This is a genomic window from Enterobacter cloacae complex sp. XAL002 (genome assembly GCF_049236805.1).
Taxonomy (GTDB): Bacteria; Pseudomonadota; Gammaproteobacteria; order Enterobacterales; family Enterobacteriaceae; genus Enterobacter; species Enterobacter intestinihominis.
The window spans coordinates 40,987-57,969 of the sequence record NZ_JBMKJN010000029.1 but is presented as its reverse complement, the minus strand read 5'-3'; the positions used below and the strand labels follow the sequence as shown (position 1 = coordinate 57,969).

Sequence of the window (16,983 nt, the reverse complement as noted above, 5' to 3'; positions counted from 1 at the left end):
AGGGGATTGCTCAGTGCTCGCATTAATTTGTGGGGAACCCTCAGCCCTGTGGGAGAGGGCCGGGGTGAGGGCACCAGACCGCCCTCAATCCTAGCGAATCCCACCATACGCCAGCGTCACCTCTTTCGCGGCCTTAATCACCAGCGCACCCAGCTCGGTGACGCGGTCGTCGGTCATACGTGAAATCGGCCCGGAGATGGAGATGGCGGCAAACGGCTCGCGGTGTTCGTCGAAAATACAGGACGCGAGGCAGCGCAGCCCGAGGGCATGTTCTTCGTCATCAAACGAATAGCCGCGCTTGCGGGTCAGAGCCAGATCTTCTTTCAGATGCACCGGCGACACCAGGGTGGCGTGGGTGTAGGCGTGCAGACCTTTACGGTGCAGCAGACCCGTCACCTGCTCTTCGCTAAGCTGCGAGAGAAACGCTTTCCCTGCGCCAGAGGCATGCATCGGCAGCTTGCCGCCAATCGGTGCGGACATGCGCATCAGCTGCGTACACTGCACCTGGTCGATGATAATCGCCTGATGATCGCTCTGATCCAGCACGGCCAGGTTTACCGTCTCGCCGGACTCCTCCATCAGCTTGCGCAGAATCGGGTGGACAATCGCCAGCAGGTTGCGGCTTTGCAGGAAGCTGCTGCCGACAATAAACGCATGTGCGCCCACCGCCCAGTGTCCCAGCTCGCCCACCTGACGCACGAAGCCCAGCTGCTGCATGGTGGTCAGCAGACGGTGCGTGGTGGAATTCGGCAGGCCAGCCTGCTGCGCCAGCTCTGTCAGGGCCACGCTACCATGCGATTCGGCTATCCATTCCAGCAGCTTCAGGCCGCGCGTCAGGGATTGAACCTGTCCGCCAGGTTGTGCAGCGGTGGTTGCAGCAGGTTTTCTGCCGCGTTTAGCGGGAACGGTCGTAACCATGACGAACTCCTTTTTCTGTATCGTGGAAATCATTTTCGTTTTATTTGGTGGTTTTGCAACCGCTTTCCTGACTGATCGGAGGAGTGATTGTGAACATGTCTCATGTTACCGCTGTGTGACTTTTCGACCCTTAGAGATTATGCCAGTATGGAACGCAGCCTTTTGGCCATGTTGAACGTTGTCGGGAGCAAGTGTGAGCAGCAAAGTAGAGCAACTGCGTGCGCAGTTAAATGAACGAATTCTGGTGCTGGACGGCGGCATGGGCACCATGATCCAGGGCTATCGTCTGAGTGAAGACGATTTCCGCGGCGAGCGCTTTGCCGACTGGCCTTGTGACCTGAAAGGAAACAATGACCTGCTGGTGTTGAGCAAACCCTCTGTCATCAGGGATATCCACAACGCCTACTTCGAAGCGGGTGCGGATATTGTAGAAACCAACACCTTCAACTCGACAACCATCGCCATGGCGGATTACCAGATGGAATCCCTGTCGGCGGAGATCAACTTTGAAGCGGCGAAACTCGCCCGCGCCTGCGCCGACGAGTGGACGGCCCGCACGCCGGACAAGCCGCGCTATGTTGCCGGGGTGCTGGGCCCGACCAACCGCACCGCGTCGATTTCTCCGGACGTGAACGATCCAGCCTTCCGCAATATCACCTTTGACCAACTGGTGGCCGCGTATCGTGAGTCCACTAAAGCGCTGGTGGAAGGCGGTTCCGACCTGATCCTGATTGAAACCGTATTCGACACTCTCAACGCCAAAGCTGCAATTTACGCGGTGAAAGAGGAATTTGAGGCGCTGGGCGTTGACCTGCCGATCATGATTTCCGGCACCATCACCGATGCCTCGGGGCGCACGCTTTCCGGCCAGACAACCGAAGCGTTTTATAACTCTCTGCGCCATGCCGAAGCGCTCTCCTTCGGCCTGAACTGCGCGCTGGGGCCGGACGAGCTGCGCCAGTACGTGCAGGAGCTTTCGCGCATCGCAGAGTGCTACGTCACCGCCCACCCGAACGCCGGTCTGCCGAATGCATTCGGTGAGTACGATCTGGATGCCGACACCATGGCGGCGCAAATCCGCGAGTGGGCCGAATCTGGCTTCCTCAACATCGTCGGCGGCTGCTGCGGCACCACGCCGGAGCACATCGCCGCCATGAGCCGCGCCGTCGCCGGGCTTGCACCGCGCAAGTTACCCGAGCTTCCGGTAGCCTGCCGTCTGTCCGGCCTTGAGCCGTTGACCATCGGCGACGACAGCCTGTTTGTGAACGTGGGTGAACGTACCAACGTCACCGGTTCTGCGAAGTTCAAGCGCCTGATCAAAGAAGAGAAGTACAGCGAAGCGCTGGACGTTGCCCGCCAGCAGGTGGAGAGCGGCGCGCAGATTATCGATATCAACATGGACGAGGGGATGCTCGACGCCGAAGCGGCGATGGTGCGCTTCCTCAACCTGATTGCCGGCGAGCCGGACATCGCCCGCGTGCCGATCATGATTGACTCTTCCAAATGGGACGTCATCGAAAAGGGGCTGAAGTGCATTCAGGGCAAAGGCATCGTTAACTCCATCTCAATGAAAGAGGGCGTCGATACCTTTATCCACCACGCGAAGCTGGTGCGTCGCTACGGGGCCGCCGTGGTGGTGATGGCCTTCGATGAAGTGGGCCAGGCCGATACCCGCGAGCGCAAAATTGAGATTTGCCGCCGGGCGTACAAAATTTTGACCGAAGAGGTGGGCTTCCCGCCGGAAGACATTATTTTCGACCCGAACATCTTTGCTGTCGCAACCGGCATTGAAGAGCACAACAACTACGCCCAGGACTTTATCGGCGCGTGTGAAGACATCAAACGCGAGCTACCGCATGCGCTAATTTCCGGCGGCGTGTCGAACGTCTCGTTCTCGTTCCGCGGCAACGACCCGGTGCGTGAGGCCATCCACGCCGTGTTCCTCTACTATGCCATCCGCAACGGGATGGACATGGGGATCGTTAACGCCGGACAGCTGGCGATTTACGACGACCTGCCCGCAGAACTACGCGACGCAGTAGAAGATGTGATCCTCAACCGTCGCGACGACGCCACCGAACGCATGCTGGATCTGGCGGAAAAATACCGCGGCAGTAAAGCTGACGAATCAGCCAATGTTCAACAGGCCGAATGGCGTTCCTGGGATGTGAGAAAGCGTCTGGAATACTCGCTGGTAAAAGGCATTACTGAGTTCATTGAGCAGGATACCGAGGAAGCGCGTCAGCAGGCAGCCCGTCCGATTGAAGTGATCGAAGGGCCGCTGATGGACGGCATGAACGTGGTCGGCGATCTGTTCGGCGAGGGCAAAATGTTCCTGCCGCAGGTGGTGAAATCCGCCCGCGTCATGAAGCAGGCCGTGGCTTATCTTGAGCCGTTTATCGAAGCCAGCAAAGAGAAGGGCTCCAGTAACGGTAAGATGGTCATTGCCACCGTGAAGGGCGACGTGCACGACATCGGCAAAAACATTGTCGGCGTGGTACTGCAATGCAATAACTACGAAATTATCGATCTTGGCGTGATGGTCCCGGCGGATAAAATCCTCAGGACCGCTCGCGAAGTGAATGCGGATCTGATTGGTCTTTCCGGGCTGATTACGCCGTCGCTGGACGAAATGGTCAACGTGGCAAAAGAGATGGAGCGCCAGGGCTTCACTATTCCACTGCTGATTGGCGGGGCAACCACCTCGAAAGCCCACACCGCAGTGAAAATTGAGCAGAACTACAGTGGGCCGACGGTGTATGTCCAAAACGCCTCGCGCACCGTGGGCGTGGTCTCCGCGCTGCTGTCTGACACCCAGCGCGATGACTTTGTCGCCCGCACCCGCAAAGAGTATGAAACCGTCCGCATTCAGCATGGACGTAAGAAACCGCGCACGCCGCCGGTTTCGCTTCAGGCGGCACGCGATAACGATCTGGCGTTCGACTGGTCCAGCTATACGCCGCCGGTCGCGCACCGTCTGGGCGTGCAGGACGTGACGGCCAGCATCGAAACGCTGCGTAACTACATCGACTGGACGCCATTCTTCATGACCTGGTCGCTGGCGGGCAAATATCCGCGCATTCTTGAAGATGAGGTAGTAGGCGAAGAGGCGAAACGCCTGTTTAAAGATGCCAACGATATGCTCGACAGACTGAGCGCAGAGAAAGCCCTCAACCCGCGCGGCGTGGTGGGGCTGTTCCCGGCGAACCGCGTGGGCGACGACATAGAAATCTACCGCGATGAAACCCGCACCCATGTGCTGGCCGTGAGCCACCATCTGCGCCAGCAAACCGAGAAAGTGGGCTTTGCCAACTACTGCCTGGCGGATTTCGTCGCACCGAAACTCTCCGGTAAAGCCGACTATATCGGCGCCTTTGCGGTGACCGGCGGTCTGGAAGAAGACGCGCTGGCGGACGCGTACGACGCACAGCACGATGATTACAACAAAATCATGGTGAAAGCGATCGCCGATCGCCTGGCGGAAGCCTTTGCTGAGTACCTCCACGAGCGCGTACGTAAGGTGCACTGGGGCTACGCGGCGAATGAGAATCTCAGCAACGAGGAGCTGATCCGCGAAAACTACCAGGGCATTCGTCCGGCGCCGGGGTATCCGGCCTGCCCGGAACACACCGAGAAGGGCACTATCTGGAAACTGCTCGACGTGGAAGCGCATACCGGCATGAAACTTACCGAGTCGTTCGCCATGTGGCCGGGCGCGTCCGTTTCCGGCTGGTATTTCAGCCACCCGGACAGCAAGTATTTCGCCGTGGCACAGCTTCAGCGGGATCAGATTGAAGACTACGCCCTGCGAAAAGGCATGAGCGTGTCTGAGGTGGAACGCTGGCTGGCGCCGAATTTAGGCTACGACGCAGACTAACGTCACTTTTCCTTACAACAAACAGGGCACCGCTATGGTGCCTTGTCTCTTTCTTACGTTTAAACCCTTATACTGGAAGAAAGTTCTTACTACATTGCCCGGCGGCGCTGCGCTGACCGGGCCTGCGCGTAGGCCGGATAAGGCGTAGCCGCCATCCGGCAAGATAACGCGCAACAAGCCTCAGGAAAACAGATAACGATAAGGAGGAAAACCCACTGTGTTGACGTTGTTACACCTGCTCTCCGCAGTCGCACTGCTGGTATGGGGCACCCATATCGTTCGTACCGGCGTGATGCGCGTGTTTGGCGCACGTTTACGTACCGTTCTCAGCGGCAGCGTTGAGAAGAAGCCGCTCGCCTTCTGTGCGGGTATTGGCGTCACGGCGCTGGTGCAAAGCAGCAACGCCACCACCATGCTCGTCACCTCGTTCGTGGCGCAGGATCTGGTGGCGCTCGCCCCGGCGCTGGTGATTGTCCTTGGCGCCGACGTCGGTACCGCGCTGATGGCACGTATCCTGACCTTCGATCTCTCCTGGCTGTCGCCGCTGCTGATTTTTATTGGCGTCATTTTCTTCCTCGGCCGTAAGCAAAGCCGTGCCGGGCAGCTTGGCCGCGTCGGTATTGGCCTCGGGCTGATCCTGCTAGCGCTGGAGCTGATTGTGCAGGCAGTTACGCCGATTACCCAGGCCAACGGTGTGCAGGTCATTTTCGCCTCGTTAACCGGCGATATTATGCTGGATGCGCTGATCGGCGCGGTGTTTGCCATTGTCAGCTACTCCAGCCTGGCAGCGGTCCTCCTGACGGCGACCTTAACCGCTGCGGGCGCGATCTCTTTCCCGGTGGCGCTATGCCTGGTCATCGGTGCGAATCTTGGCTCTGGCCTGCTGGCGATGCTTAACAACAGTGCAGCCAATGCTGCCGCCCGACGGGTGGCGCTGGGGAGTTTGCTCTTCAAGCTGGTGGGTAGCCTGATCATTCTGCCGTTTGTGCACCCGCTGGCGAACCTGATGGACAACCTCTCTCTGCCGAAAGCGGAGCTGGTGATCTACTTTCACGTCTTCTACAACCTGGTGCGCTGTCTGGCGATGGTGCCGTTTGCCGCGCCGATGGCCCGCTTCTGCGAGCGGCTTATTCGTGATGAACCGGAGCTGGACGCGCGCCTTAAACCGAAGCATCTGGACACCTCGGTGCTGGACACGCCCGCGCTGGCTATCGCCAATGCCGCCCGCGAAACGCTGCGCATGGGTGACGCGATGGAAACCATGCTGGAAGGGTTGCAAAAGGTGATGCACGGCGAGCCGCGCGAAGAAAAAGAGCTGCGCAGGCTGGCGGACGATATCAACGTGCTGTATACCGCCATCAAGCTCTATCTGGCGCGGATCCCGCAGGACGAGCTGGCGGAAGAGGAGTCGCGCCGCTGGGCGGAAATCATTGAGATGTCGCTTAACCTGGAGCAGGCTTCGGATATTGTCGAGCGTATGGGCAGTGAAATCGCAGACAAATCCCTGGCCGCACGTCGGGCGTTTTCTGTCGAAGGGCTGAAGGAGCTGGAAGCGCTCCACGAACAGCTGGTCAGCAACCTGAAGCTGGCGATGTCGGTCTTCTTCTCCAGCGACGTGCCGAGCGCGCGCCGCCTGCGCCGCAACAAGCACCGTTTCCGCATCCTCAACCGGCGCTACTCGCACGCCCACGTTGAGCGTCTGCACCAGCAGAACGTGCAGAGTATCGAAACCAGCTCGCTCCACCTGGGGCTGCTGGGAGATATGAAGCGTCTTAACTCATTGTTCTGTGCGGTGGCATACAGCGTGATGGAGCAGCCGGATGAAGACGATGAGCGGGATGAGTATTAATCTCTGAAAGCGCCTCGCAAAACGGTTTTGTGAGGCGTGACTACCATAAAGAGCAATTTATTCTTCAACCCTTACATTTTTAAGGGAATAGGAAGTGCTCAATTATTACGCTACACTTCGCCAGTTCATGCGCATTCCAATGGGGGTTCTCATGCGCGGTGCTAATAGCATTAAAAAATCAGTGAATGTTTCCCTGTCGCCGGACATTCTTGAAGAGGCGCGAAGGCTTAAACTTAACCTTTCTGCCGTGCTAACGGCGGCTTTGCAGGAGCAATTTCGTGAACATCGGCGCGCAGAGTGGCTTGAAGAAAAATAAAGCTTCTATGGTCGCTCCCGCCGTTGAGGTCGCGGGAAAACCCTACGTGGTGATGATGCACATGATGGCAGGCATATCGCTAAAAGAGTTAGGTGAACGCGTTGCCGATCTTACTAACAGCAGTGCTTCATTGCGGGATGCACTCGATTTTCTGATCAGCGGTTACTAGGACTTTTTTGTCAGGCGCAAGGTAAGGTATATTTCGCCCTTCACAGGAGAAACTATGCTGCCAACTCAATCAACCCGATTAAACAAATACATTAGCGAGAGCGGGATCTGCTCACGTCGCGAGGCTGACCGTTACATTGAACAGGGTAACGTGTTTCTTAACGGCAAACGCGCCACCATTGGCGATCAGGTGGTACCTGGCGATGTGGTGAAAGTGAATGGTCAGGTCATCGAACCGCGTGATGCCGAAGACCTGGTGTTTATCGCGTTGAACAAACCGGTTGGGATTGTCAGCACCACGGAAGATGGCGAGCGGGACAACATTGTTGATTTCGTGAACCACAGTAGCCGCATTTTCCCGATTGGCCGTCTGGATAAAGACTCTCAGGGGCTGATTTTCCTCACCAACCACGGCGATCTGGTCAACAAAATTCTGCGTGCCGGTAACGACCACGAGAAAGAGTACATCGTGACGGTGAACAAGCCGGTGACGGACGAGTTTATCCGCGGAATGGGCGCTGGCGTGCCGATTCTGGGCACCGTGACGAAGAAGTGTAAAGTCAAAAAAGAAGCACCGTTCGCGTTCCGCATCACGCTGGTTCAGGGCCTGAACCGCCAGATCCGCCGCATGTGCGAGTACTTCGGTTATGAAGTGACGAAGCTGGAACGCACGCGCATCATGAACGTCAGCCTGTCTGGCATCCCGCTGGGCGAGTGGCGTGACTTAACGGATGACGAGCTGATCGAGCTGTTCAAACTTATCGAGAACTCCTCGTCCGAAGCGAAGCCGAAAGCTAAAGCCAAACCGAAAACGCAGGCGATTAAGCGTCCGGTGGTGAAGGCACCGCAGGCGGAAGAGAAAGGGCGAGGCAAGCCGGGCAACGGAAAACGCTTTACCCAGCCGGGGCGCAAAAAGAAAGGGCGCTGATTAGCGCCTTCCACGGGTTGATGTGCTGGCGGACCAGGAAAAAGTCGCCTCTGCGTCGGGTTTATACGCCTGCTCTTTTTTCAGCTTGCGGGCTTTTTTCGCCGCGGCATCACGTTGCGCCATCAGCTTATCGATGTACTCTTTTTTAACCTGATTGGTTTCGGCGTTCGTCAGCGTGCGGCCATGCGCGATGCGGGCGCGGTCGAGAAGCGTTTTAAGTTCGCGCTGCTCGGCTTCGGTCATGTCTTTCTGGGTCAAACGTGGTGTAGCCATTGCTGAAGCCTCCTGATGGGGAGGCTTCAGTGTAAAGCAAGCCGGCTCAATTAACCCTGTTTCACCGCATCTTTTTTCGGTTGGTCATCAATCGGCTTACCGGACCAGTACCCTGCTAACAGCGAACCGGACAGGTTGTGCCAGACGGAGAACAGCGCTCCCGGTAGCGCCGCCAGCGGTGAGAAGTAAATTTTACCCAGCGCCGCCGCCAGGCCAGAGTTCTGCATCCCCACTTCGATCGCCAGCGTGCGGCAGGTGGATTCGTCGAAACCAAACAGCTTTCCACCCCAGTATCCGCCCAGCAGACCAATGGTGTTATGCAGCACAACCGCGACGATCACTACAAAGCCCACTGAAGCAATGTGCGATGCGGAACCGGCTACCACGGCGCTGATAATGGCAAGTATGCAGACCATCGAAAACGCGGGCAGATACGGCTCAACCGCTTTCACCACCCGCGGGAAGAGATGGTGGATCACCAGTCCCAGCGCAATCGGGATCACCACGATTTGCAGAATGCTGAGCAGCATGCCCATCACATCCACCTGGATATGCGCGTCCACGTACAGGCGGGTTAACAGCGGCGTGGCAATCACGCCCACCAGCGTGGAAACGGAAGAGATAGTGACGGAGAGCGCCACGTCGCCTTTCGCCAGATAGATCATGACGTTAGATGCCGTGCCGCTGGCGACGCTCCCCACCAGCACCATCCCGGCGGAAAGGTCGGGCGGCATCTTAAAGGCCATCGCCAGCAGCCAGGCCGCGAGCGGCATCACCAGGTAGTGCAGGAAAATCCCTGCGGCAACCGGTGCCGGGCGAGACAGCACGCGTTTGAAATCGTCAATTTTTAGATGCACGCCCATGCCGAACATAATCAGCATCAGTAGCGTGGTGACCCACGGACCAATGCCTGTGAACGTGGTGGGAGTGTAATACGCGAGTACGGAGAGCAGCAGCGCCCATAACGGGAACAGCCGGGTGATAGCGGAGAGCATAGTGAATTCCTTGCAGTATTGTCGTGTTGTTTTGTTATAAAAAAGCCGGGTCTGTGCCCGGCTTATGGATAATGTTTATCGTGCTAACGAATTTTATTCAAATAAATTCTGATGAAGTTTCTGCACAACCTGCTCGGCCTGATCGGCAGGGACCAGGAAGCAGAGGTTGTAGCTGGACGCGCCGTAGCAAATCATGCGGATGCTGAACGGGTCGAGCACGCCGAACACCTCTTTGCCCACGCCGCACGCGCGCGACAGCTTATTACCGATGATGGCAACCAGCGCCAGATCTTCTTCCACCTCCACGCGGCACAGCTCGGAAAGCTCAATAAGCAGCGACTGCGTCAGCAGGGTATCACCCGTTGAGGTTGAACCGGTGGTGTCGAGCGTCAGCGCAATGCTGACTTCTGACGTGGTGATCAGGTCCACGGAGATATTGTGGCGCGCCAGGATGCCAAACACTTCCGCCAGGAATCCGCGGGAGTGCAGCATATTATGGCTGTGCAGGGTAACCAGCGTCTGCTTACGACGCAGGGCCAGCGCGCGGAAAAGCGGCGGGTTCTCGGTTTTCTTGCAGACCAGCGTCCCGCCCGCCTTTGGATCTTTACTGGAGCCAACGAAGACCGGAATGTCGCTGCGCACGGCAGGCAGCAGCGTGGCCGGATGCAGCACTTTTGCGCCGAAGGTGGCCATTTCAGCCGCTTCTTCAAAGGCGATCACGTCAATGCGTTTTGCCGCAGAGACCACGCGCGGGTCGGTGGTGTAAATGCCCGGCACGTCCGTCCAGATATCCACGCGGGTGGCATGCAGGGCTTCACCCAGCAGGGCGGCGGTATAGTCGCTGCCGCCACGGCCCAGCGTGGTTGTGCGCCCTTTGGCTTCGCTGCCGATAAAGCCCTGGGTGATCACTATGCCTTCATCCAGACGCGGGGCAAGCTGCTGGTTAGTGAGCTCTGCCAAAGCTTCAACGTCCGGCTCGGCGCGGCCAAAGCGGTCGCTGGTGCGCATTACTTTACGCACGTCGAACCACTGCGCCTGAATATTGCGCTCGCGCATGATTTCAACGAACAGCAGGGTGGACATCAGTTCGCCGTGGCTGACCAGTTCATCGGTTAGGGCGGTAGAGGTTGCCAGTGAAGCGGCTTCTGCCAGGGTAGTGATATTTTCCAGCAGGCGTTCCACTTCCTCACGAATGACGTTCGGGTTTTGCAGACGCTCAAGGATGTCGAACTGAATTTTGCGCAGTGCATCCAGCTTCACGAAACGCTCGGTCGCTTCCAGTCCTTCAGACAAAGAAACCAGCAGGTTCGTCACGCCGGCTGAGGCGGAGAGCACCACCAGGCGGGTATTCGGATCGGCCAGCACCACATCGGCGCTGCGGTTCATGGCAGCGTAGTCTGCCACACTGGTGCCGCCAAACTTGGCGACCACAAAACTCGTCATAACAACCTCGTGTCAGGGAATGAATAGAGCGACCTTGGCACAAGAATGAAGCGAGAACAGGTGCAGGCGCAAAATACGGCCCTATAAATAAAATGCGGGGGAGGTCCTGTCAATGCTGGGATTATGCGGATTTTTCATGGGGGGGTACCCCTCAGAAACAGGACTTATAACAGGCCCATATTTTATGCTCCTTTTTACCCCTTTTTGACCAACATTTCGCCACGCCGGAAGGGCGCGACAGCAGCTATACTTTTCGGGTCTTTTCACCTGCGTTTGATGCAGACCAGGGCAATGGCATAAAAACCATCACAATTTTTATTTGCAGGCGCTACAATCGACCGCAGTCACAATTCTCAAATCAGAAGAGTATTGCTATGAAAAACATCAACCCAACGCAGACCGCTGCATGGCAGGCACTACAGAAACATTTTGATGAAATGAAAGACGTCACTATCGCGGATCTGTTCGCGAAAGATGCCGATCGTTTCAGCAAGTTTTCCGCCACCTTCGATGACCTGATGCTGGTGGATTTCTCCAAGAACCGTATCACCGAAGAGACGCTGGCGAAGCTGCAAGATCTGGCGAAAGAGACTGAGCTGGCAGATGCCATCAAATCCATGTTCTCCGGTGAGAAGATCAACCGCACCGAAGACCGTGCCGTGCTGCACGTGGCGCTGCGCAACCGTAGCAATACTCCAATTATCGTTGACGGCAAAGATGTGATGCCGGAAGTGAACGCGGTGCTGGAAAAGATGAAAACCTTCTCTGAAGCGATCATCTCAGGTCAGTGGAAAGGCTACACCGGCAAAGCGATCACCGACGTCGTAAACATCGGTATCGGCGGCTCTGACCTCGGCCCGTTCATGGTGACCGAGGCGCTGCGCCCGTACAAAAACCATCTCAACATGCACTTCGTGTCCAACGTCGATGGGACTCACATCGCTGAAGTGCTGAAAAAGGTGAACCCGGAAACCACGCTGTTCCTGGTGGCGTCTAAAACCTTCACCACTCAGGAAACCATGACCAACGCCCACAGCGCGCGCGACTGGTTCCTGAAAACCGCGGGCGACGAAAAGCACGTGGCGAAACACTTCGCGGCGCTGTCCACCAACGGTAAAGCGGTGGGTGAGTTCGGTATTGATACTGCGAACATGTTTGAATTCTGGGACTGGGTGGGTGGCCGCTACTCACTGTGGTCTGCGATCGGTCTGTCCATCATCCTGTCCGTCGGCTTCGACAACTTCGTTGAGCTGCTCTCCGGCGCGCACGCGATGGACAAACACTTCTCCACCACCGCGCCTGAGAAAAACCTGCCGGTGCTGCTGGCGCTGATCGGGATCTGGTACAACAACTTCTTCGGCGCTGAAACCGAAGCGATTCTGCCGTACGACCAGTATATGCACCGCTTTGCGGCCTACTTCCAGCAGGGCAACATGGAATCCAACGGCAAGTACGTTGACCGTAACGGTAACGCGGTGGATTATCAGACTGGCCCAATCATCTGGGGCGAGCCGGGCACCAACGGTCAGCACGCGTTCTACCAGCTGATCCATCAGGGCACCAAAATGGTACCGTGCGATTTCATCGCCCCGGCGATTACGCACAACCCGCTGTCCGACCACCATCCGAAGCTGCTGTCTAACTTCTTCGCCCAGACCGAAGCGCTGGCGTTCGGTAAATCCCGCGAGGTGGTTGAGCAGGAGTACCGTGACCAGGGTAAAGATCCGGCAACCCTGGAACACGTTGTGCCGTTCAAAGTGTTCGAAGGCAACCGTCCAACTAACTCCATTCTGCTGCGTGAAATTACGCCGTTCAGCCTGGGCGCGCTGATTGCCCTCTACGAGCACAAGATCTTCACTCAGGGCGCTATTCTGAACATCTTCACCTTTGACCAGTGGGGCGTTGAGCTGGGCAAACAGCTGGCAAACCGCATTCTGCCAGAGCTGGGTGACGATAAAGCAATCGACAGCCACGACAGCTCCACCAATGGTCTGATTAACCGTTATAAAGCATGGCGTGCGTAATAAATATGTCATGAACAATGCCGGCGATATGCCGGCATTTTTTTATCGGATAATTCCTGATGTCTGTTAGTTATCTCAAATTCTGAATCTGAGTTTAATCCGAAAAACACGGTTACCCCGTTAATTGCTGAGGGTTATTTTAAGAAAATACGGAGTGATAATTTAATGGGTTTATATTATAACTGTTTGATAATGAATGGTTATCTATTTCAATAATTATTTTTTCTTTTCATTTTTAACCATTAGTCTGAAAACCTCATCCCTATTTACCCCCACGGTAAACCCACTGCTTTAGTTGTGTATACTCGAATCCGCCTGAATTTCTTTTCGGGCAAATCTCCATTCATTCATTGAAGGGAAATTGTTATGAAGAAAGTACTGTATGGCATTTTTGCCATATCTGCGCTTGCGGCGACGTCTGTCTATGCAGCTCCGGTCCAGGTCGGGGAAGCAGCAGGGTCGGCAGCGACGTCTGCGTCTGCGGGGAGTTCTACCGCAGCCAGCACCAGCGCCGTAAGTTCAGCCGTGGGTGTCGCGCTGGCGGCAACCGGTGGCGGTGATGGCTCCAATACCGGAACCACGACCACTACGACGACCAGCACCCAGTAATACCGGGTGTTTTAATCATAACCACACTTCGGTGTGGTTATTTCGCCCCTTCGGAGAAGAGTCGTGAAGCGACCTGCAATCATCCTGATTTGCCTGCTGTTGCAGGCGTGCTCAGCTACCACCAAAGGGCTGGGCCACTCACTGTGGGACAGCATGTTCGGCACGCCGGGCGTGCATCTGACCGATGACGAACTTCAGAACATGCCGTATGCCAGCCAGTACATGCAGCTAAACGATGGTCCGCAACTGTTTGTGGTGCTCGCTTTCGATGAAAACGGGCAGCAGAAATGGGTGACGCAGGATCAGGCCACCATCGTGACTCAGCATTCCCGAATCGTGAAAACGTTGCTCGGCGGCGACAACCTGCTTGAGGTAAACAACCTGGCTGAAGATCCGCTCATCAAGCCGAATCATATCGTCGATGGCGCAAGCTGGACGCGCACAATGGGCTGGACCGAGCACAAACAGGTGCGCTACGCCACGGCCCGCTCCACCTTCCGCTGGGATGGTACGGACAGCGTCAAAGTGGGCAGCGACGAAACGCAGGTGCGCGTGCTGGATGAAGAGGTGACAACCGATCAGGCCACCTGGCATAACCGCTTCTGGGTGGACGAAGAGGGGCAAATCCGCCAGTCCTTACAGTATCTCGGTGCCGGTTTCTTCCCGGTGAAGACCACCCTGATCAAGGCGGCGAAATCATGAAAATGTTCATTCACGTTGCGCTTCTCGCCAGCCTGGCCTCGCCGCTGGCGTGGTCTGCGGGAACGGTACAGGTCTACACCCCGGACAGCGAAAAACCTAAAACCTTAACCAATGCCGGGCATCTGCTCGATCTGGTGGGGCAGCCGAGGCTGGCGAAAAGCTGGTGGACCGGGGCGGTTATCAGCGAGCGTCAGGCGACGATTGTAGCGGAACAAAAACATCAGGCGCTGCTCGCCCGACTGAGCGGGCTGGCACAACAGGAAGATGCTGACGATGCCGCGGCCATTACTAGCCTGCGTCAGCAGCTTCAGGCGGTTAAGGTGACGGGTCGCCAGAAGGTGAATCTCGATCCGGATGAGGTGCGCGTCGCCGAAAACGGCAATCCGTCGCTGGAAGGGGACTATACCCTGTGGCTGCCGGCTCAGCCTTCCACCGTCACCGTGATGGGGCTTATCAGCAGCCCTGGCAAAAAGTCGTTTACGCCGGGCCGGGACGTCGTGAGCTATCTCGACGAGCAAAGCTTGCTCAGCGGTGCGGATAACAGCTATGCCTGGGTGGTCTATCCTGACGGGCAGACGCAAAAAGCGCCGGTGGCTTACTGGAATAAACGCCATATCGAACCTATGCCAGGCAGCATCATTTTTGTCGGTTTTGCCGACCATTTCTGGACGAAAGCGTATGACGGGCTTAATGCCGATATCCTTCGCTCCCTGATACAGCGGATACCGGAATAATGAAAAAAACCTATCTCTACAGCATGCTTGCACTGTGCGTGAGTGCCGCCTGTCATGCAGAAACGTATCCGGCACCCATCGGCCCGTCGCAGTCCGATTTTGGCGGCGTGGGCTTACTTCAAACCCCGACCGCGCGTATGGCCCGCGAAGGGGAAATCAGCCTTAACTATCGCGATAACGATCAGTACCGTTACTACTCTGCGTCCGTGCAGCTGTTCCCCTGGCTGGAGACCACGCTGCGTTACACCGACGTGCGTACAAAACAGTACAGCAGCGTGGACGCCTTCTCCGGCGATCAGACCTATAAAGACAAAGCCTTCGACGTGAAGCTGCGCCTGTGGGAAGAGAGCTACTGGATGCCGCAGGTCTCCGTCGGGGCGAAAGACATTGGCGGGACCGGCCTGTTTGATGCGGAATACATCGTTGCCAGCAAAGCCTGGGGACCGTTTGATTTCTCGCTGGGTCTTGGCTGGGGCTACCTCGGCACCAGCGGCAACGTAACCAACCCGTTCTGTACCTACAGCGACAAATACTGCTACCGCGATAACAGCTATAAAAAAGCGGGTTCCATCAACGGCGACCAGATGTTCCACGGCCCGGCCTCGCTGTTTGGAGGCGTAGAGTATCAAACGCCATGGCAGCCGCTGCGCCTGAAGCTGGAGTACGAAGGCAATAACTACAGCGAAGATTTTGCCGGCAAGATTGAGCAGAAGAGCAAGTTTAACCTCGGCGCCATTTACCGCGTCACCGACTGGGCCGACGTTAACCTCAGCTATGAGCGCGGTAATACCCTGATGTTTGGCTTTACGCTGCGCACCAACTTTAACGACATGCGGCCGCGCTACAATGATAACCCGCGGCCCAAATACCAGCCGGAGCCGCAGGATGCGATCATTCAGCACTCCGTAGTAGCGAACCAGCTGACGCTGCTGAAATATAACGCAGGCCTGGCGGATCCGAAGATCCAGACCAAAGGCGATACGCTGTACGTCACCGGCGAGCAGGTAAAATACCGCGACTCCCGCGAAGGGATCGAGCGCGCCAACCGGATCGTCATGAACGATCTGCCGGAGGGGATCCGCACGATCCGCGTGACGGAGAACCGTCTCAACCTGCCGCAGGTCACCACTGAAACCGATGTTGCCAGCCTTAAGCGTCATCTTGAAGGCGAACCGCTGGGACATGAAACCGAGCTGGTGCAAAAACGCGTTGAGCCGGTGGTGCCAGAGAGCACCGAGCAGGGCTGGTATATCGATAAATCCCGCTTCGATTTCCATATCGATCCGGTGCTGAACCAGTCCGTGGGTGGGCCGGAAAACTTCTACATGTATCAGCTGGGCGCGATGGCGACGGCGGATCTGTGGGTGACCGACCACCTGTTGACCACCGGTAGTCTGTTCGGCAACCTTGCCAACAACTACGACAAATTTAACTACACCAACCCGCCGAACGATTCAAAACTGCCGCGCGTGCGTACCCGCGTTCGCGAATATGTGCAGAACGATATCTACGTGAATAACCTGCAGGCCAACTACTTCCAGTACTTCGGTAACGGCTTCTACGGCCAGGTTTACGGTGGCTATCTGGAAACCATGTTCGGCGGCGCGGGGGCGGAGGTGCTTTATCGTCCCGTCGACAGCAACTGGGCGTTTGGGATTGATGCCAACTACGTGAAACAGCGTGACTGGCGCAGCGCGCAGGACATGATGAAGTTCACCGACTACAGCGTCAAAACCGGCCACCTGACCGCCTACTGGACGCCGTCGTTCGCACAGGATGTGCTGGTGAAAGCCAGCGTCGGGCAGTACCTGGCGGGCGATAAGGGCGGCACGCTGGATATCTCCAAACACTTCGACAGCGGCGTAGTGGTAGGCGGTTATGCCACCATCACCAACGTTTCGCCAGACGAGTACGGGGAAGGGGACTTCACCAAAGGGGTGTACGTGTCGATTCCGCTGGATCTGTTCTCGTCAGGCCCAACCCGCAGCCGTGCGGCAGTGGGCTGGACGCCGCTGACGCGCGACGGCGGTCAGCAGCTTGGACGTAAGTTCCAGCTGTATGATATGACCAGCGATAAGAACATTAACTTCCGCTGATGCTTGTTTGCCCGGTGGCGCTGCGCTTACCGGGCCTACAAGAATATTTTT

13 protein-coding genes and 1 pseudogene are annotated in these 16,983 nt (G+C 56.8%); 10 read left to right on the top strand and 4 right to left on the bottom strand.

Annotation, left to right across the window (positions count from 1 at the left end; translation table 11 throughout):
- Positions 1 to 90: 90 nt before the first annotated feature.
- The gene (iclR, locus tag ACOT0L_RS20885) at positions 91 to 918 is read right to left on the bottom strand and encodes a glyoxylate bypass operon transcriptional repressor IclR (RefSeq protein WP_022646720.1); all 828 of its coding nucleotides are present in this window, start codon (positions 916 to 918) and stop codon (positions 91 to 93) included.
- A 193-nt stretch (positions 919 to 1,111) separates the two neighbouring features.
- Between iclR and metH the strand changes: the two genes are divergently transcribed.
- The 5 genes and pseudogenes from metH (at position 1,112) to rluF (ending at position 8,056) form a co-directional block, all read left to right on the top strand.
- A complete protein-coding gene (gene metH, locus ACOT0L_RS20880) occupies positions 1,112 to 4,795 on the top strand; it encodes a methionine synthase (protein ID WP_022646721.1) in 3,684 nt (1,227 codons plus the stop codon).
- A 217-nt stretch (positions 4,796 to 5,012) separates the two neighbouring features.
- Positions 5,013 to 6,644: a Na/Pi cotransporter family protein gene (locus ACOT0L_RS20875; RefSeq protein WP_022646722.1), complete on the top strand. Its 1,632-nt coding sequence runs from the start codon at positions 5,013 to 5,015 to the stop codon at positions 6,642 to 6,644.
- 94 nt (positions 6,645 to 6,738) lie between these two features.
- Positions 6,739 to 6,954 (top strand): annotated as a pseudogene (locus tag ACOT0L_RS20870) (type II toxin-antitoxin system CcdA family antitoxin); the annotation flags it as partial.
- A 13-nt stretch (positions 6,955 to 6,967) separates the two neighbouring features.
- A complete protein-coding gene (locus ACOT0L_RS20865; RefSeq protein ID WP_126292106.1) occupies positions 6,968 to 7,129 on the top strand; it encodes a CcdB family protein in 162 nt (53 codons plus the stop codon).
- Between the two features lie 54 nt (positions 7,130 to 7,183).
- The gene (gene rluF / locus ACOT0L_RS20860) at positions 7,184 to 8,056 is read left to right on the top strand and encodes a 23S rRNA pseudouridine(2604) synthase RluF (RefSeq protein ID WP_022646725.1); all 873 of its coding nucleotides are present in this window, start codon (positions 7,184 to 7,186) and stop codon (positions 8,054 to 8,056) included.
- Here rluF and ACOT0L_RS20855 read toward each other — a convergent pair whose 3' ends face one another.
- The 3 genes from ACOT0L_RS20855 to lysC form a co-directional block, all read right to left on the bottom strand.
- Complete coding sequence (locus ACOT0L_RS20855) at positions 8,057 to 8,329, bottom strand: DUF3811 domain-containing protein (protein WP_017382612.1); 273 nt, start codon at positions 8,327 to 8,329, stop codon at positions 8,057 to 8,059. It lies immediately after the preceding gene.
- Between the two features lie 50 nt (positions 8,330 to 8,379).
- Complete coding sequence (gene panS / locus ACOT0L_RS20850) at positions 8,380 to 9,324, bottom strand: ketopantoate/pantoate/pantothenate transporter PanS (protein ID WP_023295757.1); 945 nt, start codon at positions 9,322 to 9,324, stop codon at positions 8,380 to 8,382.
- Between the two features lie 93 nt (positions 9,325 to 9,417).
- The gene (gene lysC / locus ACOT0L_RS20845; RefSeq protein WP_022646727.1) at positions 9,418 to 10,767 is read right to left on the bottom strand and encodes a lysine-sensitive aspartokinase 3; all 1,350 of its coding nucleotides are present in this window, start codon (positions 10,765 to 10,767) and stop codon (positions 9,418 to 9,420) included.
- A gap of 374 nt (positions 10,768 to 11,141) precedes the next feature.
- Between lysC and pgi the strand changes: the two genes are divergently transcribed.
- The 5 genes from pgi to ACOT0L_RS20820 all read left to right on the top strand — a co-directional run bounded on the left by pgi (position 11,142) and on the right by ACOT0L_RS20820 (position 16,932).
- A complete protein-coding gene (pgi, locus tag ACOT0L_RS20840; protein WP_022646728.1) occupies positions 11,142 to 12,791 on the top strand; it encodes a glucose-6-phosphate isomerase in 1,650 nt (549 codons plus the stop codon).
- A gap of 366 nt (positions 12,792 to 13,157) precedes the next feature.
- The gene (yjbE, locus tag ACOT0L_RS20835; protein WP_003860341.1) at positions 13,158 to 13,400 is read left to right on the top strand and encodes an exopolysaccharide production protein YjbE; all 243 of its coding nucleotides are present in this window, start codon (positions 13,158 to 13,160) and stop codon (positions 13,398 to 13,400) included.
- Between the two features lie 63 nt (positions 13,401 to 13,463).
- Positions 13,464 to 14,102, top strand: coding sequence for a YjbF family lipoprotein (locus tag ACOT0L_RS20830; RefSeq protein ID WP_126504131.1), 639 nt, complete (start codon positions 13,464 to 13,466; stop codon positions 14,100 to 14,102).
- A complete protein-coding gene (locus ACOT0L_RS20825; RefSeq protein ID WP_126504133.1) occupies positions 14,099 to 14,836 on the top strand; it encodes a capsule biosynthesis GfcC D2 domain-containing protein in 738 nt (245 codons plus the stop codon). The genes ACOT0L_RS20830 and ACOT0L_RS20825 overlap by 4 nt, the downstream gene beginning before the upstream one ends.
- Positions 14,836 to 16,932 (top strand): YjbH domain-containing protein, encoded by a 2,097-nt coding sequence (locus ACOT0L_RS20820; RefSeq protein ID WP_126504135.1) that lies wholly within the window; start codon positions 14,836 to 14,838, stop codon positions 16,930 to 16,932. The genes ACOT0L_RS20825 and ACOT0L_RS20820 overlap by 1 nt, the downstream gene beginning before the upstream one ends.
- The last annotated feature ends 51 nt before the right edge of the window (positions 16,933 to 16,983 follow it).